Annotated in this window: 22 protein-coding genes; 12 read left to right on the plus strand and 10 right to left on the minus strand. The window is 62.3% G+C overall.

What is annotated here, in order from left to right; all coding sequences use genetic code 11:
• The first annotated feature begins 1 nt into the window (after position 1).
• Positions 2-595, plus strand: coding sequence for a DUF533 domain-containing protein (locus FHT02_RS17295; RefSeq protein ID WP_184090636.1), 594 nt, complete (start codon positions 2-4; stop codon positions 593-595).
• Here FHT02_RS17295 and FHT02_RS17300 read toward each other — a convergent pair.
• Positions 592-1,017: a CBS domain-containing protein gene (locus FHT02_RS17300; protein WP_184090640.1), complete on the minus strand. Its 426-nt coding sequence runs from the start codon at positions 1,015-1,017 to the stop codon at positions 592-594. The genes FHT02_RS17295 and FHT02_RS17300 overlap by 4 nt on opposite strands.
• 181 nt (positions 1,018-1,198) lie before the next feature.
• Here FHT02_RS17300 and FHT02_RS17305 point away from each other — a divergent pair, with 181 nt between their 5' ends.
• Both FHT02_RS17305 and FHT02_RS17310 read left to right on the plus strand, forming a co-directional pair.
• A complete protein-coding gene (locus tag FHT02_RS17305; RefSeq protein ID WP_184090643.1) occupies positions 1,199-2,110 on the plus strand; it encodes a mechanosensitive ion channel family protein in 912 nt (303 codons plus the stop codon).
• A 167-nt stretch (positions 2,111-2,277) separates the two neighbouring features.
• The gene (locus FHT02_RS17310; RefSeq protein WP_184090700.1) at positions 2,278-3,486 is read left to right on the plus strand and encodes a multidrug effflux MFS transporter; all 1,209 of its coding nucleotides are present in this window, start codon (positions 2,278-2,280) and stop codon (positions 3,484-3,486) included.
• A gap of 176 nt (positions 3,487-3,662) precedes the next feature.
• Here the strand turns inward: FHT02_RS17310 and FHT02_RS17315 are convergent, their stop codons facing one another.
• Both FHT02_RS17315 and FHT02_RS17320 read right to left on the minus strand, forming a co-directional pair.
• Entirely contained in the window at positions 3,663-3,947 is a 285-nt protein-coding gene (locus tag FHT02_RS17315) for an aldo/keto reductase (RefSeq protein ID WP_184090646.1), read from the minus strand.
• A 122-nt stretch (positions 3,948-4,069) separates the two neighbouring features.
• Complete coding sequence (locus FHT02_RS17320; protein WP_184090649.1) at positions 4,070-4,465, minus strand: DUF4267 domain-containing protein; 396 nt, start codon at positions 4,463-4,465, stop codon at positions 4,070-4,072.
• 103 nt (positions 4,466-4,568) lie between these two features.
• Here FHT02_RS17320 and FHT02_RS17325 point away from each other — a divergent pair, with 103 nt between their 5' ends.
• Together FHT02_RS17325 and FHT02_RS17330 are read left to right on the plus strand one after the other, a co-directional pair.
• The gene (locus tag FHT02_RS17325) at positions 4,569-4,793 is read left to right on the plus strand and encodes a hypothetical protein (RefSeq protein WP_184090652.1); all 225 of its coding nucleotides are present in this window, start codon (positions 4,569-4,571) and stop codon (positions 4,791-4,793) included.
• Positions 4,794-4,948: 155 nt separating this feature from the next.
• Positions 4,949-6,184, plus strand: a complete 1,236-nt coding sequence (locus FHT02_RS17330; protein WP_184090655.1) for an erythromycin esterase family protein — start codon at positions 4,949-4,951, stop codon at positions 6,182-6,184.
• 31 nt (positions 6,185-6,215) lie between these two features.
• Here the strand turns inward: FHT02_RS17330 and FHT02_RS17335 are convergent, their stop codons facing one another.
• The 6 genes from FHT02_RS17335 to FHT02_RS17360 form a co-directional block, all read right to left on the minus strand.
• Positions 6,216-6,872, minus strand: coding sequence for an RNA 2'-phosphotransferase (locus FHT02_RS17335; protein ID WP_425506455.1), 657 nt, complete (start codon positions 6,870-6,872; stop codon positions 6,216-6,218).
• Positions 6,766-7,392, minus strand: a complete 627-nt coding sequence (locus FHT02_RS17340; protein ID WP_184090661.1) for an SGNH/GDSL hydrolase family protein — start codon at positions 7,390-7,392, stop codon at positions 6,766-6,768. The genes FHT02_RS17335 and FHT02_RS17340 overlap by 107 nt, the downstream gene beginning before the upstream one ends.
• Before the next feature lie 197 nt (positions 7,393-7,589).
• Positions 7,590-9,056, minus strand: coding sequence for a protein adenylyltransferase SelO (locus FHT02_RS17345; protein WP_184090703.1), 1,467 nt, complete (start codon positions 9,054-9,056; stop codon positions 7,590-7,592).
• Between the two features lie 167 nt (positions 9,057-9,223).
• Positions 9,224-9,838 (minus strand): undecaprenyl diphosphate synthase family protein, encoded by a 615-nt coding sequence (locus tag FHT02_RS17350; RefSeq protein WP_184090664.1) that lies wholly within the window; start codon positions 9,836-9,838, stop codon positions 9,224-9,226.
• A 69-nt stretch (positions 9,839-9,907) separates the two neighbouring features.
• Positions 9,908-10,780 (minus strand): SirB1 family protein, encoded by an 873-nt coding sequence (locus FHT02_RS17355; RefSeq protein ID WP_184090667.1) that lies wholly within the window; start codon positions 10,778-10,780, stop codon positions 9,908-9,910.
• Positions 10,725-11,219 (minus strand): hypothetical protein, encoded by a 495-nt coding sequence (locus FHT02_RS17360; RefSeq protein ID WP_184090670.1) that lies wholly within the window; start codon positions 11,217-11,219, stop codon positions 10,725-10,727. The genes FHT02_RS17355 and FHT02_RS17360 overlap by 56 nt, the downstream gene beginning before the upstream one ends.
• Before the next feature lie 248 nt (positions 11,220-11,467).
• Between FHT02_RS17360 and FHT02_RS17365 the strand changes: the two genes are divergently transcribed.
• From FHT02_RS17365 to FHT02_RS17385, 5 genes are all read left to right on the plus strand, one after another.
• Positions 11,468-11,659 carry a hypothetical protein gene (locus FHT02_RS17365; protein WP_184090673.1) on the plus strand — a complete coding sequence of 64 codons (192 nt, stop codon included), beginning with the start codon at positions 11,468-11,470 and terminating at the stop codon, positions 11,657-11,659.
• A complete protein-coding gene (locus FHT02_RS17370; RefSeq protein ID WP_184090676.1) occupies positions 11,652-12,065 on the plus strand; it encodes a hypothetical protein in 414 nt (137 codons plus the stop codon). The genes FHT02_RS17365 and FHT02_RS17370 overlap by 8 nt, the downstream gene beginning before the upstream one ends.
• 3 nt (positions 12,066-12,068) lie before the next feature.
• Positions 12,069-12,542 carry a 5' nucleotidase, NT5C type gene (locus FHT02_RS17375; RefSeq protein WP_184090679.1) on the plus strand — a complete coding sequence of 158 codons (474 nt, stop codon included), beginning with the start codon at positions 12,069-12,071 and terminating at the stop codon, positions 12,540-12,542.
• A gap of 336 nt (positions 12,543-12,878) precedes the next feature.
• Positions 12,879-14,009, plus strand: coding sequence for an alpha/beta fold hydrolase (locus FHT02_RS17380; RefSeq protein ID WP_184090682.1), 1,131 nt, complete (start codon positions 12,879-12,881; stop codon positions 14,007-14,009).
• Positions 14,010-14,130: 121 nt separating this feature from the next.
• Complete coding sequence (locus tag FHT02_RS17385) at positions 14,131-14,547, plus strand: hypothetical protein (RefSeq protein ID WP_184090685.1); 417 nt, start codon at positions 14,131-14,133, stop codon at positions 14,545-14,547.
• 78 nt (positions 14,548-14,625) lie between these two features.
• Here FHT02_RS17385 and FHT02_RS17390 read toward each other — a convergent pair whose 3' ends face one another.
• On the minus strand, positions 14,626-15,216 hold the full coding sequence (locus tag FHT02_RS17390) for a cysteine hydrolase family protein (RefSeq protein WP_184090688.1): 591 nt from the start codon (positions 15,214-15,216) through the stop codon (positions 14,626-14,628).
• A 325-nt stretch (positions 15,217-15,541) separates the two neighbouring features.
• On the opposite strand from FHT02_RS17390, the gene FHT02_RS17395 reads away from it, so the two are divergent.
• Together FHT02_RS17395 and FHT02_RS17400 are read left to right on the plus strand one after the other, a co-directional pair.
• On the plus strand, positions 15,542-16,519 hold the full coding sequence (locus FHT02_RS17395; protein ID WP_184090691.1) for a TIGR03885 family FMN-dependent LLM class oxidoreductase: 978 nt from the start codon (positions 15,542-15,544) through the stop codon (positions 16,517-16,519).
• A gap of 60 nt (positions 16,520-16,579) precedes the next feature.
• Positions 16,580-17,671, plus strand: coding sequence for an SDR family oxidoreductase (locus tag FHT02_RS17400; RefSeq protein ID WP_221239542.1), 1,092 nt, complete (start codon positions 16,580-16,582; stop codon positions 17,669-17,671).
• Positions 17,672-17,946: the final 275 nt, after the last annotated feature.

The following is a 17,946-nucleotide window of genomic DNA, read 5'->3' on the forward strand; positions in this document are numbered from 1 at the left end:
CATGACCGATATCCGACGCACGTCCGACGGCGTGGCAAACCCCGACTGGGTGCTCGAAACGGCGTCCCGTTTGGTTGAGGATCGAGGATCGGAGAAGCCATCCTCACCTGCTAATTCTCCGGCGCTGCGGCGCGCGGCAGTAGACGGCGCACTCGCCAGCAAGGTGTTGAACGGGCACCTGCGAAATCGCCTCCAGCTCATGCAATCCAACCCCACGGAACTGGGAGGCCTTGCGCCGGGCGACGCAGCCCTCTTGTTGCGGGCAATGATGGCAGCGGGACATGCCGACGGCGTGCTCGGCGATGACGAGCGGCGGCGGCTGGTCTCGATTGCTGAGCGCGGCATCGACGATGACGAGCTCCGGCACTCCCTGTTGCGCGCGATCGACACACCTCCCGCGCTGGAAGACATAGCGCGACGTGTCGAAAGCCCGGAGATCGCCGAACGCGTATACGCTGTATCTGCGGCGACGATCGGCCATCTGAGCGAAGTGAATAGAGCCTATCTAGCCTACCTGGCTGCGCGGCTGGGCGTGGCGCAGGATGTAGTCCTGCGCGTCAACGCTTCAACGGAGGTGGCGGCAGGAAAGGATTAGCTGGTCGACCGGGTTAGATCGTCCAGGCCGCGCTGCACCAGCTCGCTGTCGACCAACAGTCTGCGGGCAAGGTCGCTCAGGGTGACCCATCCAACAACGACGCCTTCGTCGCTCTTAACGAACAACCGGCGGACGTGGAAAGCCGCCATCAGATCTAATGCCGCGCTCACGTCATCATCCTCACGGCAGGCATGTACGGAGGAGCTCATGACTTCTCGAACGAGGGTCTGTGCTGGATCCAAACCGCGTGCGCAGACGCGAAAGACGAGATCTCGGCTCGTTATCACCCCTTCGGGACGTTCCGGGGTTCCAACCGGCAATGCACCAACGTCGATCTCGCCCATCAACGAAGCTGCCTCCTGCACGGTGTCGGTCGCCACGACAAATTCCACGTCGCGGCTCATCAATTCATTGACGCGCATGCTCGCTCCCTCAGCACTTCAAGGCTTCACGGCCTCCCCGGTTCCCGAACATGCGCATGTTGGCTCCCCGAGAGCTTCAATCCACGCTGAGGTAGAGCGCCGAGTGCGGCTCGCCTTGCGTGAATCCTGCGCAACTCGTTTCGCTGGCAGCAGTTGAGCCAGGGCGAGCGATGGAGCAGAGATGAACCTGATCAATATTCTCGGCGATCGCCTTCGCGAAATGCTCGCGGACTTTATCCGCATCACGCCTCAGCTGGCGATTGGACTGCTCGTCCTCCTCGTGACTTGGGTGGCGGCCAAGTTCGCGCGGCGCATCGCTGATCGTCTACTTGGGCGCACTCATGTCCGCGGCACGCTCGTGAACCTTGCCGAGACGCTGGTCAACGTTCTGATCTGGCTCATCGGCATGATGATCGCCAGCTCCATCGTGCTCCCCGGGGTGACCCCGGCAAACCTCTTGGCCGTGCTAGGCCTGGGTTCGGTGGCGGTTGGCTTCGCCTTCAAGGACATCTTCGAAAATTTCCTGGCGGGCGTTCTGATCATGCTACGCCGGAAGATGCGTATCGGGGACATGATCGAGTGTCAGGACGTGGAAGGCAAGGTCGAGCATATCACGCTCCGCGACACCCACCTTCGGCACTTGAGCAATGAGCTTGTGCTCGTTCCAAATGCCTACCTCTTCAAGAATCCCGTGAAGATCCTCACCGACGACAGCAAGCGCCGTCATCAGGTCGAAGTTGGCGTTTCGTACGACGCAGATCTGGATGAAGCAGCAGCAATCATCGAAGCTGCCGTACGTTCTGCACAGTGGGTTGATGCAGAGCGACGGATCGACGTCTTCGCGAGGGAATTCGGCGATAGCGCCATAACCTTCCTCGTTCGCTGGTGGGCAGGCTCGAAGCCTTATGAGGCCCACCGGTCTCGGGATGCCGTTGTGCGCTCGATCAAGCGAGCTCTCGACGAAGGCGGTGTCGAGATCCCGTTCCCGAACCGAACGCTGACCTTTAAAGAGCCCCTTCCGCTACGGCCCACCAAGGAACGATTGGCCGATCGCGCCGCCGCGTCGTCGGGTAGCCCTGACGACGGTCAGTGATCACATGGGTGTTCGATCGATCAACTGTTCAGAGGCCACGAGGAAGCGGCTCGCTGCAATCAATCGAAAGGTCGCGTTGGACGGCGATCGCCCAAACCCTTCGCCTTGCGCCGATCGTCGCCGACCCCGATACGCGAGCGATGGCGTCTAATCCTACACCTAGCGGCATGCACCCGCGCGAGTTCGTAGCGTTCATCGCTGCGTTGATGGGCGTCAATGCTTTGGGTGTTGACCTGATGCTACCAGCACTCGCGGATATCGGCCGAGACCTCCGCGTTAGCGAAGCTAACCATCGGCAGTGGGTGATAACCGTTTACATGCTCGGATTCGGTGCCGGGCAGCTTGTATACGGCCCCCTTGCAGATCGCTTTGGCCGCAAGCCAATACTCATAACGACGCTTGTCGGCTTCGTCGCAGCCAGCATCTTCGCCGCGAGTTCGGCAACGTTTGCTGCGCTCCTTGGTGCTCGCTTGCTGCAAGGGCTGATGTCAGCTTCTACGCGAGTTCTAGCGGTGGCAATCGTGCGCGATGGTGCATCGGGGCGCGCGATGGCACGAACTATGTCGATTGCTCAAATGATCTTCTTCATCGTACCCATTCTTGCCCCGACGCTTGGCCAGGGTTTGCTTGAGCTCGGACCTTGGCGCTTTATTTTCTATGCCCTTGGCATGTTCGCAGCCTTTGTGCTGGCGTGGACCTTGATGCGTTTGCCTGAGACGCTGCCCGCGGGGCGACGCGTCTCGATTTCGATATCGACCCTGAAGCGGAGCTATCGCCTGACACTCACCAACCGCTTCTCGGTTGGCTACTCCGCGGCTGCATCGCTCACGTTTGGCGGCATAATTGCGTTTGTCTCCTCATCTCAGCAAATCTTCGTAGATGAGTTCGGTGCTGGGGATAGCTTCACCATACTCTTCGCGGTATGCGCCGGCGCGATGGGCTTTGCTTCATTTGCCAATAGCAGGCTGGTTGAGCGGCTCGGGACCAGAATGATCTCGCAGTCTGCCGTTGTAGCTCTCATTGGCCTCTCGATTGTGCATTTGTTGGTGGCGCTGACGAGCACGGAGACGCTGACGAGCTACGTCGTTTTCCAGGCGCTCAGCATGACTTGCATTGGCCTGTGTGGCGCCAACTTCGGAGCTATGGCAATGGATCCGGTAGGCCATATTGCAGGTACCGCATCTTCCGTGCAGGGTTTCATCACCAGCATAGGGGCGGTACTCGTCGCTTCTGTGATCGGTCAGTCCTACTCTGGCACCACGCTGCCGCTTGCAATTGGTTACCTCGCAATCGGCTTGGTCGTTCTGCTGCTCATCTTCATCATAGAAGGCGGCAAGCTGTTTCAGGCGCGGATGAACCACGCTGATCCTGGCTGAATTCTGCAGACCTGAAGCTAGAAGCTACCATTCAAGCTTGACCGAGCCCTTCGCTGGCAAGTTTGTAGAAGAAAGCCGCTTGGTCAGCTAGCTGGCTTGTCGGAAAGACCCAGTTCCGGTCGCTCAAGACCCGTCAGGCAGCTGTGACCAGCTGACATCCGTTCATCTTCGCCGGTTTAGCGCTCCCATTTTTGGACCTGGCTGCTGCCGAAGATCTGCGACCAGGGGAGCTGGAAGATAAAGTAGGGATTTAGCGCAGGTGGCACCCCCGCGGCATCGAGCCCCGCCTGGTGCTCTGGCGCAAGAACGATGTCCAGTGACGCCGCGTTCTCGGTTACTTGCTCCGGTTGGCTCGCGCCCATCAGGACCGAGGAAACACCCGGCCGCGACGCGACCCAAGCCAAAGCGACATCCGCCGTACGGCCACAGGTTCCCAAGGACCCTTTGATAGGGGGACTCAAGTCCGCCGAAGCAGGCCGATAGCATGCTCCAAAACAGCTTCAGCCGATCCTCACCTGGATAGACATACCCGCAGAGCGACTCGGCACTGCAGAGCGGCGTAGCGCGGCCACGCCGGCAGCTTCTATTGCCGCGCAGAAACCTGAAGAACTTGACGGGTCCAGAGCACCAACGCCGAGAAGCAAAGCAAGCTCGTGCCGTGCAGCAAGTAGGAAGTAGCCCCACCAGCCCCCGAAGAAGCGAGCAGCAGTAGGTCGCCGGTCGGGATGATAATCGTGACGGTCAGCACGATAGATAGGGCGCGCCGCTGCCGTGTGAGCGTCAAACCGAGCAGATAGGCAGCGAGCGCGATATCGCGGAAGCCGATTGCACGAACATAGAACAGCGCAGCTGGATCGCGGGATGGCAGGCCATAGATCCAGGCTGCCGGAGCAGGCGTCGCCACGAACAGGCCGCCCAGCATCAGGAACACGAGCGCAAGCAGGCAAACGACCAAGCTCACAGGCTCTTTCAATACCATAATGATGACCCTTCCGCCGAACCCATCTTCGCCTCGGATCAACGCCTTGCCGGAACTTTCGAGCGTCGCCTTCGCTCGTCGAACAGCATTTCGGAGAGGTCCTATGGCTCACCACGACACCAACGCAGACTCGCCCGCAAAGGCAAATGAAAGCGCCAAATTGAAAGACGGTACGACGTCGCTGACGGGCAACGGACTTTCAAGCGGACTCCAGCCGGGCGGAACCCTGCCCGGCGGTGGTCCCGGCGCGAGCGTCGGCAGCGTCGGCACAGGCGGCGCCTCGACGGCTGGCGCCGGAACGGGCAACACTGCGTCCGGGGGGCACTGACACGTTCAGCGCGCGGGGCCGGTCAAGTGATTCTGCGACTGAGGTCCTGACCTGCCATGTTCCCTGTCGCTCTTCGGCCCCGCGCCTCCAAACGCCGGCGCTTGCTGGCGGTACTGCCAACGACCGGTGCCGGGATCCTGCTTGCCGGATTTTTGATGGCGGCGATGCCAACCCCACTGAGGCCTGAGACTGGGCGCGAAGATCCGGACCAAGCTGCTATTTTGGCTGCAGCGGCGGCGGACGTGGTCCTGCTCGGCGAGGCGACGCACGGGACGAGTGAGTTCTACACTGAGCGCGCGCGCATCACCGAGGGCCTGGCCCAAGACGCTCGCACCGCCGCCGTGGTGATCGAGGCCGACGGAACAGAGGTTGCGCGGGCGAACCGCTACGTGCGCGGCATCGGTCCCGATCCGTCTGCAGCCGTCGCCCTGTCCGACTTTCGTCGCTTCCCGCGGTGGATGTGGCGCAATCAAGAGCTCGCCGAGTTCGTCGAGCGCCTGCGGGCGACAAACCTGCGCCGACCCGAAAGCGCGCGCATCGGCCTGTATGGCATGGACGTCTACGATCTTTATGGCGCGCTGGACCGCGGCCGCGCATTCCTGCGCGTCCACGGAGGCAGGTCGCTAGCTGCCGCTGACGCCGCGGCGAAGTGCTTCGCGCCCCATCGGCGCAGCACCGAAGCGTACGGAACTGCGGCGCGGAAGCCAGCACGGTCCTGCGCCGCTGCAGCGCAAAGCCTCCTGGACGCCGTGACGGCCACTCCCTCCGCGATAGACCTAGCCGCAAGCGAAGCGCACTTCGAGGCGAGGCAGGCCGCTGCGGCGGTCGTCGATGGCGAAGCCTATTTTCGCGCTGCCTTCGCCGGATCCTATTCATGGAACGTGCGCGAGCGCGCAATGGCGGGGGTAATTGAGCGCGTCGCGCAGCACGCAACGAGCGCCCGGCACCATCCGGCGCGCATCGTCGTGTGGACCCATAACAGCCATGCTGCAAAAGCAGCTAGTACCACGCTGGTAGACCAAGGCGAGACGACCCTAGCCGACCTGCTTCGTCACGGGGACGCGCGGCAGGTGTTTAGCCTCGGCCTCCTGACGCACTCGGGCACGTTCATGGCCGCTTCGGCATGGAACCGGCCAGGTCAAATCTTTCGGCTAACCCCTGCTGCCCGCAACAGCGCCGAAGGCCTGCTTTATCGCGCTGGTGGAGCGCGTACGCTCCTGATGCTCCCTGGCTCAACCGCAGCCTTTGCGGAATGGCGCCCGCAACGCATGGTCGGCGCCGTCTTCGATGCTGCTAATCCTGAGGCCGTCTACGCCCGCGCGCAACTGTCGACGCAGTTCGACGCGGTGCTGTTCGCGGCGGAGACTCGCGCTGTCACACCACTCCCATGAGACCGTGGCGCCAATCTCCCGCGCTACGGGGCTAGACCAGTTCCAAATATCCGGGCGGAACTGTGTCGGTGAGCCAAATGCCGTTGGCTGTCAGATAGAAGCGCCTCCCGCACGCGTGAAGCTGCGCCGCGCGTACCGCGAGGACCACCGGGGTTCCGTGCCTTGCGCCCACCAGGCTCGCACTTTCCACGTTGCGCGAGAGATGAACATGGTGCCGCCGCATCGAGTGCAGCCCCTGGTCGAGGATGGCCGGCAAGGCTCGCGCGGCCGTTCCGTGATAAAGCAGGTCGGGCGGTACTCGCACCGGCCAATCGAGTTGGACCGCCACTGAGTGACCCTGCCGGGCGCGAATACGGCGGCCGTCCGGACTGAGCTCGAAGCGCTGCTTGTCGTTGGCCGCCACGACGGAACGCAGTCGTTCCGCTGCCCTATCAACCCCGATCCGGTCAAGCGCGGCAAGCACCGCATCGACCTCCGCCCAGCCCTGTTGGTCAAGCACGAGCGAGCCGGCGCCTGGCTGGTGACGCAGCCAGTAAGACAGGGTCTTCGACAGCCTCAGGCTTTCGTCAGCATTCCCCATCTCACGCCCAGACCGAGGAACGCACGCTGGGAGTGGCGCGGACCAGGCCGGAGATCGCCGTGGCAATCTTCTCGCCCCCTCGAGCGGAGGGCTCGATCGGGTTAGCATAGTCCTCAGGATCATCGCAGATCAGACGCAGATCGACGACATTCAACCCACGCGCGAACGCGACGCGGGTGATGACATCATTGAACAGGCTCAGCGCGGAGACGACCAGCCGGCGCTGCGGTTCGGGATAGTTTGCGTCGTAGATGGTGCAGACGGCCGTCGGCCGACTGAGCGTGAGGACGGCGTCCACCATCTCCTCATAGGATCGCGCAAAGCGGGCCTGTGCATCGGCCAGTTTGCCCACAGCCTCCGCGACCGACCTTGCCACCTGGCTCAAAATCGAGGCATGTCCGAGGGCATCATTTCCGCCTGCCGAAATGACGATATGGCTCACGTCCGTCGGCACACGGCCGACCTGACGCTCCCGAACATCTCTGGTAACATGGCCATCCACCGCCAGGAGGCTGACTCTCCAATCCCTGCCCAGTTGAACGCGCAGCTGCTGGCTGACGTCCGGGTCCGGGGTGACATAGACGCCGTTGTCGAAGATCGAATCTCCAAGCAGCGCGACATGGTTCATGACCGGCTCCGGGGCAAATCAGCGGCGATCGACACAGACTCGCCCGCAAGCGCTTCGGCGCTGTTGTCGAGGTCGCCGTTCTTTGCAAAGCGATGCAAGCTCATATCCGCGTCCTCAATTGGGCCCAACGATGTCATTGCTGCGCCGGCGCTTCGGAAGCGCACGAGTGCAAACGCCCCGTGCTGACCCGTCACCGCTCAGGTTCCACAAAAGGTCGCCGCCACCCGCTCGTGGGGCTGCGGTGGCGTGGCGAGATCCTCGGCGCCGGGTTGATCCTCATAGGGTCGCGAGAGCACATCGAGCATTCGGTCGAAGCGCGAGAAGTCCTGCCGCTCGACTGCGGCCGCAATCATCGCCTCTACGTGGTGGTTGCGCGGAATGAAGGCGGGATTCACCTGTTCCATCGCCCTCCGGCGAGCTTCGGCGTCTTGACCGTCGCGGGACAGGCGAGAGCGCCACTCGGACGTCCAAGCATCGAAGGCCGTGGGATCGATGAATAGCGCGCGTGCGGGTTCGTCCTCGCCAAGCGCAGCGCGCCCCAGGGCGCGGAACGACAGCGTGAAGTCGACCTCGTTCTCGGTCATGCGCGTCAGGAGCGTGTTGATCAGCTCGACGTCTCCCCGCTCTTCGGACATTAGCCCTATCTTTCTACGCAGGCCGCCGAAATATGCCTGCTCGAACAAGGAGCCATACCCGCCGAGCGCGTCCTGCGCTTCCTCCACCGCAGCGTCCTGATCCTCGTCGAGAAGCGGCAGAAGCGCTTCGGCAAGGCGCGTGAGGTTCCAGTGGGCGATCCGCGGCTGGTTGCCATAGGCATAGCGCCCCGTTCGATCGATCGAGCTGAACACGGTCGCGGGATCATAGGCGTCCATGAAGGCGCAAGGCCCATAATCGATTGTCTCGCCAGCGACCGACATGTTGTCGGTGTTCATCACGCCATGAATGAACCCGAGCAGCAACCAGCGCGCGACAAGGTGCGCCTGGGCGTTGATGACGGCGTCCAGGAGCGCTCGGTAGGGCCGCTCTTCCGTTGCTGCTGCGGGATAGTGGCGCACGATCACGTGGTCGGCCAGCAGCCGAATTGCCTCCACATCCTCGCGTGCAGCGAAGTACTGGAAGGTGCCGACACGAATGTGGCTCGAGGCAACACGGGTCAGCATGGCTCCAGGCAAGACGGTCTCCCGGACGACCGGCTCCCCTGTGGTCACGGCCGCGAGCGCACGGGTCGTCGGGACCCCCAGCGCTGCCATAGCCTCGCTGACGAGATACTCGCGGAGTACGGGTCCAAGGGCCGCCCGACCGTCTCCGCCGCGCGAGAATGCGGTACGCCCCGCGCCCTTCAGTTGAACATCGCGACGCCGTCCCGCGCCATCAATCACTTCGCCCAGCAGGATGGCGCGTCCATCGCCGAGCTGCGGCACGAGATTGCCGAACTGGTGCCCCGCATAGGCCTGGGCAATAGGCTCCGCCCCTTCCGCGATGGAGCGGCCGGAAAGCATATCGAGGCCCGCCGTGCTCCCCAGCCATTCGGGGTCGAAGCCGAGTTCGACCGCGAGTGCCGCGTTGATCCGGATCAGGGTTGGCGACGGGCTTCGTAGCGGGTGTGCCGGCGCAAAGAAGCGTGGGGGTAGCCGGGCATAGCTATTGTCGAAGGTGATCGGCATGTGGCTACCAACCATCTGCCATGCTTGAAGTTTCTCCCTCCCCGGCGAAGCGTGCCCTGCTTAACCAGGCAGAAGGTGGCAAATGCGTCCTTGTCGTACGCCGCAAGGGCGGTTTGTCAGGACTGATCTCGTCGGTGGCAGCGCTGCTGGACAGCAGCCGGCTGTTCTCACCCTCCGAGCGTTTGATCTTGCTGCCTGTACCAGGCGAGCGCCTGATCAAAATGGTCGGGCTCGAAGTCGGGCCAGAATTCATCTCGGATGAAGAAATCGGCGTACACCGACTGCACGGGCAGAAAGCCGCTCAAGCGTCGTCCGCCGCCCCAACGAACGATCAGGTCCAAGCGTGATACCTCCTGCGAGCGCAAGCCGCCGTTCTTGATCCCGGCAAGGTCCCACTCCCAGCCATAGTTCATCAGGAGGTTTACCTTCATCCCGGTGCCGCGGCGTTGTCGGAACTCGAGCAACTCACGAGGGAACTTGGAGGAGGTTTCGTCGCCCACGACAAGCACCGCCGCACCGCGCGCCGCGATCTCGCGAGCGAACGCAACCGAAGCGTCGATAAAGCCTTGCTGCTGGGCTGAAGGCCGCTTCATGTTGTCCTTTGTGTAGCAGTAGATCGACGCCTCTTCGATCGACAGGCGCTTGCACTGCTCGAACAGGAGCAATCCCGGCTCGATGCCGTGCGCATAGCCATCCTGCTTGGGAAGGCCGCCACTGGACGCCCAGCGCCTGTTCCCATCAGGTATGAACCCGACATGTCGTGGCACTCTGTTCTTCGCCATTGATGCTCTCCCGAGTGCGACCCACAGTACCCTGCCGCCCGGCCCCTCTCCATGCAGCGGCCAGTTCCTTCAGCGTTCGCCAGACAATGCATCCAAGGCAGCGCAGGCATGCATCCGTAGCTCGGGCTCACGGGTGACCTCCAGCATGGCACTCAGGCTTGCGCGCGCGGATTCAACATCGCCCTTGTGCAACTGTAGCCGGGCTTGCTCCCACCATGCATGCGCGGTGGAAGGCGCGATGACGGTCATGCGCTCGAACAACGTCAACGCCCGCCCGGGGTCACCGCGCGCCTCCGCGCGGCTTGCCTGATTCATCAGCAGGCGCACCAGCACGGATCGGTTGGACATTGGCGTGAGATGCTCAGGTCTCGGCGCGGCGCCACGGCCCAACACTGCATGGAGCAACGATGCAAAGCGCTCTGCGTCCAGAACGGCGCCGCCGTCGAACGGATCGATGAGCACCGGCTCTGTTTCCGACCCGATGCGGGCGACGACATGCCCCGGCGTGTTGAGCGCGTCCGCTTGCCAGCCCAGGCGTCGGGCCGCGGCCACGTACAGGATGGTCAGGCTCACTGGCAGGCCACGCCGCCGGTCCATGACTCGGATCAGGTCGGCATTGTCGGGATCGTCATAGGTCTGCCGGTCGCCGGTGAAGCCGTATTCGGTGCCGATGACACGCGCCAGGATTCTGGCGCGAGGGGCTGCGCTTTCCGCAGCCCCGCCGAGAACAACGAGCCGCTCGGTCATGTCCCCCAGCACATTGACATAGGACGACAGGTCCAGGCCCGCATGGTCGAGGGCCGCGATTTGCAATGCAGCGGAGTCGAGCGAGATCGCTTCGTCTTCGAGCAGCCCGAGCTCAAGGATCGCGCCGGTGTCGGGTATCTCAACCAGCGCCCTGCCCTCCTGGCGAAGCCGTGCCCGATGGGCCGGTGCCGCCATGTTGACCGAGCGGTCCGCCGCCGCCCAGTTCGCCACGATCCGCCGGCGTGCCCGAGCCGATCTCGCCGTGCCCGGCACCGCCGCCGACTGCCTCTGCACCTACCGGGCCTGCTCCCGGGATTGCGGCAGCGCCCGCAGCCGCATCGGCAAGGCTACCATCAGCCGATCCCCGCGCAGCGGCTTCCGAAGCGATTTCATCTCCCGCCTGTGCCGCCAGGCTGTCAGCGCCCGCCGCTACCACGGCGTCTTGACCTACGTCCTTCGTCGTACCCGCCATTGCTCCGCCCGCATGATCGAGCGTTCCTCCAGACGGCTCGCCCGCGCCGGAGATCGTGCCACCGCCGCTCGATCCACCAGTGCTGCCGATATCCTCTTCGATGGCGCCGAGGCCCGCTGCCTCATTGAGGCCGCCACCACCTGCTTGTTCCGACTGGTCCATCCTGATCCCGTCCTAGCTTTCCGTGTGCGCCAGGCTTTTCACAAGCACGACGCGACACCTTCTATCTAACGCCCCCGGTCGGTGCTGGTGCCATGATGTTGGAGCTCGATGCCGACGATTGCGATGACTTGCGCCGGGCAAACCAGTGGCAGAGCGGCGCTCCATTTACTCAGGTTAGTTGTTTACTGGCGGCGGAACGGAGCGACGCACACATCATTTGATATCGTCCTTGTTCAAGGTGACCGAGAATGAGCCGCCACCGCTTCTGCATGACTAACGATCGCGACGGATTCATAGAGGAACTTGCCCAGGAGCTCTGGGAAGAGCGGCAGGTGGGAGCGGACGAGAGCTCCTGGTCGCAAGTCCCGCCGGAGATGCAACAGGAATTCAGAAACCTCGCCGCCGACACGCTGCGCTTTCTGGAACACGGTCATGGGTAATCGCCAGCGGGGGAAGGCACGTGCGCCTGCCGCCTGGCACAAGCCCCTGGTCACGGGCTGGAAGCTTGATCGTGCAGAACGTGGGCAGCTGCTGGAGCGCTTCATCCCGCGCTATGCCGATATCGTCGCCGACCATGTTACGCTCAGCTTGGGTGCCGCGCCGCTTCCGACCGAGACGCGCGGCAAAATCGTCGGGGAAGCAGACGATCGCCAAGGTGTGCAGGCGTTGATCGTCTCCATCTCAGGCCGCACTGCCCGGCCGGATGGCAGCACTTATCACGTTACCTGGTCGCTCGACCGCTCCAAAGGCAGGCGGCCCGTCGAGAGCAATCAACTGATTGCGCAACTCGGCTGGTCGCCGCTCGACAAGCCGGTTCCCCTCACGCTCCTTCCTGCTCGGTTCTAGCGCATGCAGCTTTATCTCGATTGCGACGGCGTACTGGCCGATTTCGAACGCGGCGCGATCGACCTGCTCGGCATGCTGCCGCGCCAGTTCGAAAAGCGCCACGGATTGCCGACGTTCTGGAAACGCATTGCCGCACATGGCGACTTCTATGGCACCTTGCCGCTGATGCCGGACGCGATGGAACTGTTCGAGGCCGTGCGCCACCTCGATCCGATCATCCTCACCGGCTTACCACGGGGCAACTGGGCGGCTTCGCAAAAGGTGCGGTGGGCCGCTGAGCATTTTCCGGGCACCCGGATCATCACCTGCCTTGCCGTGGACAAGCGCAAGCATGCCCGCGAAGGCGACATACTCGTCGACGATACTCTCAAATACCGGGATCTGTGGACCGGTGCGGGCGGCATCTTCGTCCATCACGAGAATGCTGAGAAAACCATCTTAGTACTGCACGAAATCATTCCCGACGCGATGCGCTAGCGCTCCCCGCGACTCGAAGGGCTGGGCCCCGGACGCGGGTGCTATTCTACTGCGGAACGTATGGATGGTCTGTGAGGAGCAGCCGGGCGTGTACAAGCTGTTCGAAGCGGGGTCTCGAAAGCCGCTCTGAGGTAGGCACGAGGACCTCCTGGATCTGGGGGAGGACTGCTGCCCCGCCGCGTCGAAGTGGTGAAGCATGTTCGAGACTGATCCCGTCGTCAGAGTGCGTGCGCCGGTCTGAATTAGCGAGCAGGGTTAAGGCTCAGGTCTTAGTTCGAGTCAAAGCGGAACGAGCCCATCTCGGAATTGTTAAGCGTCTTCCTGGGGAGAGCTGCTTTGCCGATCATCTCGCTACTTCGTGCTGCCTTCGCGATCCTCTCGTTGTTGATCTTGGCAGCAGCAGGATATCTTCTGTGGAACTGGTATGACGGGGAGTGGTTGCGCGACGCTGACGGCGTTCTGCGGCGCCATCGTGACGACTGGCAACTTTGGGTCGGCGGCGCTCTGCTCGCTTGGTCCTTCCTCGGACGCTTCGGGATCCGGCTGATCCTTGCTCGCAAGGACACTGATCCGATGCAGCCCGCTCGTAGTTCCGGGCGCGCGATTTCGAGCGAAACGGGCGCCACTCTCTATCTGGAGGAGCATGGCTCCGCCCTCGCGCCCCCGATCATCCTGACCCATGGCTGGTCGATGGACAGCACGCTGTGGTTCTACGCGAAACGTGCCCTAGCCGACCGGTACCGCGTCATCGTCTGGGACCTTCCCGGGCTTGGCCGCTCGACGCGCGGTGGGCGCAAGATCTGCCTCAGCGACTTCGCGCGGGACCTGAAAGCCATCGCGGGCCAAGTTGGTGACCAGCGTCCGATTTTGGTCGGGCACAGCATTGGCGGCATGATCATCGAGACGCTTGCCCGCGATGATCCTGACTGGTTCCGCAACAAGGTAGCGGGCGTTGCTCTGTTCAACACCACCTACACAAATCCCCTGAAGACCATGGTGCTCAGTGGCTTCCTGCAAGCGCTGCGCAAGCCGCTTATCGTCCCGATGCTGACGCTGGAGATCTGGCTCGCCCCTCTAATGCGGCTGATCAGCTGGCAAAGCTATCTCAGCGGATCCACGCATATGAGCGCGCGCTTCGGGTTTGGGCGATATGTGACGAGAAGCCAGCTCGATCACGTCGCGCTGCTGATGACGCGGGCCAATCCGGCGGTGAGCGCCCGTGGAGATCTCGCGATGTTGCGATGGGACGGATCCGCAGGCGTCGCCAGGATGCACGCGCCAGCCATTGTCCTCGGCGGCAGCGTCGATATCGTGACCAAGGCTGAAGCGAGCGTCACGATTGCAGAGCAGGCGCCGCAAGCCGATCTGGAGATCGTCGAGGGTGCCAACCACATGGGGCCGGTCGAGCGAGCTGACATCTACAATGCCGGAATTGGTCGATTAGCCCAGCGTGTTCATGGCGGCTAGATGCTAGCCGGTGACCAGGAAGCAGGCGTGCACGAAGCGCATCTAGTTCGCACCTCGATCTAAGTGCTTGTAACGGACACCTATTCGGGTATTTTGCTGACTTTGATGCGCGAGTTGCCAGATGTGGGCTCCCCAGCCATTTTTCAGCCAGTCGGTTGTCCTTCTGGCGGACTATAACAGCTTCTGCTCGTCCTATCTTGCAGCCGTGCTCTCTGCCGCTGGCGTCCGGACCATCGGGCCGTTCGCTTCAGAGGAAGTGCTGGAAAGATGGTGTGCAACCGCCGTTGAGATGCCGAACGTCGCCTTGGTAGCGCTAGATGCGGCTCGCGAAACGCACAAAAATACTCTCCGCCACCTGGAGACGCTCGGCGTGCCCTGTCTTCTAGTGCAGAATGCGCCTTGGCTCGCGGTGCAGAATTACCAAGCGAGCTTCAGTTGGCCATACGGCGCCTTCCAGGTTGTCGACGCGCTTCAAGAACTGATGCGGACAGCGATCAGCGAACCCACTATACAAACGGATGATGCCCAATCCGCATAGTTTATTTTCCGGTGGAAAAGCTGATTGCGAGGGCGAGTTTCGCTTCGCCGACTTGACCGCGGACGGATCCTGGGCGGCCTATTCCGATCTATCCATCCACTGGGCGATATCGAGTTCTGCGGTCGGTAAGGTTTCGGCTTTCATGCTGTTCGCCATGATGTCTAGCGCCCAACGGGTGCGTTGCCCGTCCTGGCTCGCAATGCAGTCTGACGGCACCCAAAGATCATACTCGCGCATGTGCGCGTCGGCTGCAGTGAACAATATGCAGATGTCAGCAGAGATGCCGGTCAGGATCAGGCGCCTTGCCCCCAATTTCGGCAGCAGCACGGCTAGATTGGTCGCATAAAATCCGGAGAACTGCGGCTTGATTACGAAGAAATCGTCCTCGTGCGGTTGCAAACGTGTAACGATATCTTCCGCTGGCGTTCCTCTACTGAGATCAACGAGGCGCGAGCGTTCGGAATGCCACTGGCCGAAATTGTCATTCACGTAGACGATCGGCACGCCGGCCTCTCGACACTTAGTGCGTAACTGGTCGATGGCCTCGGCTGCACCGCCTACGGCGGGAAGCATCTCCACTCCGCCGGGAAAATCCAGGTCGGTGATCATGTCGATGATCAGCAGGGCGCAGGATCCTGAAGCAGGAGCCTCGATCTCGGCGTTCGCCATCTGAACCCCCATACTTACGTCGAACGAAGACCGGTCGGTCGGATGCCGATCAACGCTTTCGTCTCTGCCCATGTTCCTGAAAATCAAGCACGTACGGTGCCTTAACCTATGGTGCCTCTTTTTCGCTGTTGCGTCATCCTGTCCACAGAGCGGGACCTACACGCTCCGCTGGTGGTTTACACCGCATGCGGGATCACCCATCTTCACATCTCGGTACCGGGGCTGGTTCTTCGGCTCCTCTCAACATCCGGACTGCTTGCCTGGGCACGGGTTGGGCGCTCCTCGCGTCTGCTGATTTCGGCATACGAGCGAAAAGGCGCTTTCAATGACGCGGATCGGCTACCATTGCTCGCACGAACAATTTGGCCCCCGCGAGTTGCTCGACCTAGTGATTCAGGCCGAGCGCGCCGGCTTTGATTGTGCCAGCGCCTCAGACCACTTCCACCCCTGGAGCGCGCGACAGGGTCAGTCTGGTTTCGTCTGGTCGTGGCTTGGCGCTGCGATGGAGCGCACACAGCTGCCCTTCCGGACGGTTTCCGCACCGGGCTACCGCTATCACCCGGCTATCTTGGCGCAAGCCGGCGCCACGCTCTCGACCATGTACCCTGACCGACTTTGGATGGCACTCGGCACCGGGCAGCGACTGAATGAAGCGATCACCGGCATGCCCTGGCCACAGAAGCAGGAGCGACAGGCAATGCTGATGGAATGCGTCGAGGTCATGCGCGCGCTCTGGGCAGGCGAGACCGTAACGCATCTCGGCCGCATCACCGTTCAGGACGCAACCCTCTTCACTCGACCCGAGCGGGCTCCGTTGGCAATCGGAGCCGCGACCACAGCTGACACCGCGCGCTGGCTCGGCACCTGGGCCGACGGGATGATCACCCTGGCGGGGGGGCCAGTCGACCAACTCCGCAGCGTCATCGACGCCTTTCGAGAAGGTGGTGGCGGCGACAAACCGGTGCTTGCGCAAGCGAAACTCGCCTGGGGACCTGACGAAGCTGTCCTCCGCCAGGATGCGTTTAGCCAGTGGGGCACAAATCTAATCGCGGGTCAGGTGGTCTGGGAGATTCCCCAGCCCTCGCACTTCGAGGAAATCGCTGCCCTACTAAGCCCCGCAGACCTGGACAAAACCGTTCGCGTGTCAACCGATCTCCACCAGCATGCCGAATGGCTCAACCAATATGCCCGAGCAGGCGTCGACGAGCTCATCCTGCATAACATCGCCAGCAATCAAGCGGCCTTCCTGGAAGCATTCGGCGCGCATGTGCTGCCACAGCTGGCTGGGCCGGCGACGCACTGACGTCGACGATGCTGGCGGGCAGGCGGAGGCGGGGTCGTGAACTCGCAGGGACGTCGGCGGTTGTTCTCAGACCTCATGAAAGAAGATTCGTATATGCGTAGAAAGGTTCTTGTTGCGGGTGCGCAGGGGGTAATCGGGCGTGCCGCGGCACTTCGGATCGCCGGCCAGCCGGACGTTGAAGTGCTCGGGCTTTCGCGACGGAGGGAGCCGGCACTCGATGGCGTACCTCTGATTGCTGTGGACCTTCTCGATCCCGCAGGCACGCAAGCTGCGTTGGGCGACGTGCGTGATGTCACTCATATCGTGTTCGGCGCCTATATCGAGAAATCCACCGCGGCCGAAAAGACCGAGGTCAACGTCGCGATCCTGCGAAACCTCCTCGATGCCGTAGAGCGAACCTCACCGGGCCTTCGCCACATCACCTTCTACCAGGGCGGGAAAGCCTACGGGGCGGATCTCGGCCCGTTCAAGACGCCCGCGCGCGAGGATGACCCGCGGTTGATGCCGCCCAACTTCTACTATGATCAGGAAGATTTCCTGCGTGAGCGCCAGCGGGGGAAAAGTTGGACCTTTACGGCATTGCGTCCTGAAGCCGTCTGCGGCTTCGCGGTGGGCAATCCGATGAACCTACTGACTGTTATTGCTGTCTATGCGGCCATGTCAAAGGAGCTTGGCGTTCCTCTTCGTTTCCCCGGCACTGAAGCGGCGTATCGTGCGCTGTACCAAGTGAGTTCGGCAGACATCCTTGCGCAAGCCACCGATTGGGCGGGAATCGAGCCAGCTGCTGCAAACGAGATCTTCAACATCACCAATGGCGATTACTTCCGTTGGCAGCACATGTTCCCGAAGATCGCTGCCATGTTCGACATGCCTCTTGCAGACCCCGTTCCTACCCCTCTGGTCACCTACATGACCGACAAGGCGCCTTTGTGGGAGCGGATGGTCGAGCGATACGATCTGCAGCCAATCCCCTATGAGGCGGTGGCTTCCTGGGGCTTTGGAGATTTCATCTTCAACAGTGGCTTTGACAACATCAGCAGCACCATCAAGGCGCGTCGCTCCGGCTTTCACGCCTGCATCGACACGGAAGACATGTTTCGAGAGCAGTTCACTCACCTTCGCCAGCTAGGCGTCATACCCGCACTTGCGTAGCCGGTCTCGGATCGCCGCCCGCGTACCACCGCACATGCATGAAGATCCGATTACGCTTCGTGGCGGCGGAAAACTGCGGATCGGGTTTCCACCATAGCCGGCGGACCAGCTCTCTACTCCGCTACCTGAACGAACGGCCGCTTACGCCATCTACGAGCCCGATAGCGGACCGGCCGCTCTCCATCTGTGGACGCCCGCAAAGACGCAAGCGGTAATTGGAGGGTGAGGCATGTAGTCGGATGCTGCCATCTGTCCGGCCTCTAGTGCAGCCTAGA

Origin of the sequence: Sphingomonas xinjiangensis, assembly GCF_014199255.1 — a bacterium.
In the GTDB taxonomy this organism is placed as follows: domain Bacteria; phylum Pseudomonadota; class Alphaproteobacteria; order Sphingomonadales; family Sphingomonadaceae; genus Sphingomonas; species Sphingomonas xinjiangensis.

What these genes read in the sequence shown, in the direction of transcription:
- FHT02_RS17390 (WP_184090688.1), bottom strand. Translation starts at nt 15,216, where the DNA reads ATGGCGAACGCCGAGATCGAGGCTCCTGCTTCAGGATCCTGCGCCCTG.
- FHT02_RS17385 (WP_184090685.1), top strand. Translation starts at nt 14,131, where the DNA reads ATGTGGGCTCCCCAGCCATTTTTCAGCCAGTCGGTTGTCCTTCTGGCG.
- FHT02_RS17350 (WP_184090664.1), bottom strand. Translation starts at nt 9,838, where the DNA reads ATGGCGAAGAACAGAGTGCCACGACATGTCGGGTTCATACCTGATGGG.
- FHT02_RS17300 (WP_184090640.1), bottom strand. Translation starts at nt 1,017, where the DNA reads ATGCGCGTCAATGAATTGATGAGCCGCGACGTGGAATTTGTCGTGGCG.
- FHT02_RS17325 (WP_184090652.1), top strand. Translation starts at nt 4,569, where the DNA reads ATGGCTCACCACGACACCAACGCAGACTCGCCCGCAAAGGCAAATGAA.
- FHT02_RS17340 (WP_184090661.1), bottom strand. Translation starts at nt 7,392, where the DNA reads ATGAACCATGTCGCGCTGCTTGGAGATTCGATCTTCGACAACGGCGTC.
- FHT02_RS17375 (WP_184090679.1), top strand. Translation starts at nt 12,069, where the DNA reads ATGCAGCTTTATCTCGATTGCGACGGCGTACTGGCCGATTTCGAACGC.
- FHT02_RS17355 (WP_184090667.1), bottom strand. Translation starts at nt 10,780, where the DNA reads ATGGCGGCACCGGCCCATCGGGCACGGCTTCGCCAGGAGGGCAGGGCG.
- FHT02_RS17335 (WP_425506455.1), bottom strand. Translation starts at nt 6,872, where the DNA reads ATGCTAACCCGATCGAGCCCTCCGCTCGAGGGGGCGAGAAGATTGCCA.
- FHT02_RS17365 (WP_184090673.1), top strand. Translation starts at nt 11,468, where the DNA reads ATGAGCCGCCACCGCTTCTGCATGACTAACGATCGCGACGGATTCATA.
- FHT02_RS17360 (WP_184090670.1), bottom strand. Translation starts at nt 11,219, where the DNA reads ATGGACCAGTCGGAACAAGCAGGTGGTGGCGGCCTCAATGAGGCAGCG.
- FHT02_RS17345 (WP_184090703.1), bottom strand. Translation starts at nt 9,056, where the DNA reads ATGCCGATCACCTTCGACAATAGCTATGCCCGGCTACCCCCACGCTTC.
- FHT02_RS17370 (WP_184090676.1), top strand. Translation starts at nt 11,652, where the DNA reads ATGGGTAATCGCCAGCGGGGGAAGGCACGTGCGCCTGCCGCCTGGCAC.
- FHT02_RS17320 (WP_184090649.1), bottom strand. Translation starts at nt 4,465, where the DNA reads ATGGTATTGAAAGAGCCTGTGAGCTTGGTCGTTTGCCTGCTTGCGCTC.
- FHT02_RS17395 (WP_184090691.1), top strand. Translation starts at nt 15,542, where the DNA reads ATGACGCGGATCGGCTACCATTGCTCGCACGAACAATTTGGCCCCCGC.
- FHT02_RS17305 (WP_184090643.1), top strand. Translation starts at nt 1,199, where the DNA reads ATGAACCTGATCAATATTCTCGGCGATCGCCTTCGCGAAATGCTCGCG.
- FHT02_RS17310 (WP_184090700.1), top strand. Translation starts at nt 2,278, where the DNA reads ATGCACCCGCGCGAGTTCGTAGCGTTCATCGCTGCGTTGATGGGCGTC.
- FHT02_RS17295 (WP_184090636.1), top strand. Translation starts at nt 2, where the DNA reads ATGACCGATATCCGACGCACGTCCGACGGCGTGGCAAACCCCGACTGG.
- FHT02_RS17330 (WP_184090655.1), top strand. Translation starts at nt 4,949, where the DNA reads ATGGCGGCGATGCCAACCCCACTGAGGCCTGAGACTGGGCGCGAAGAT.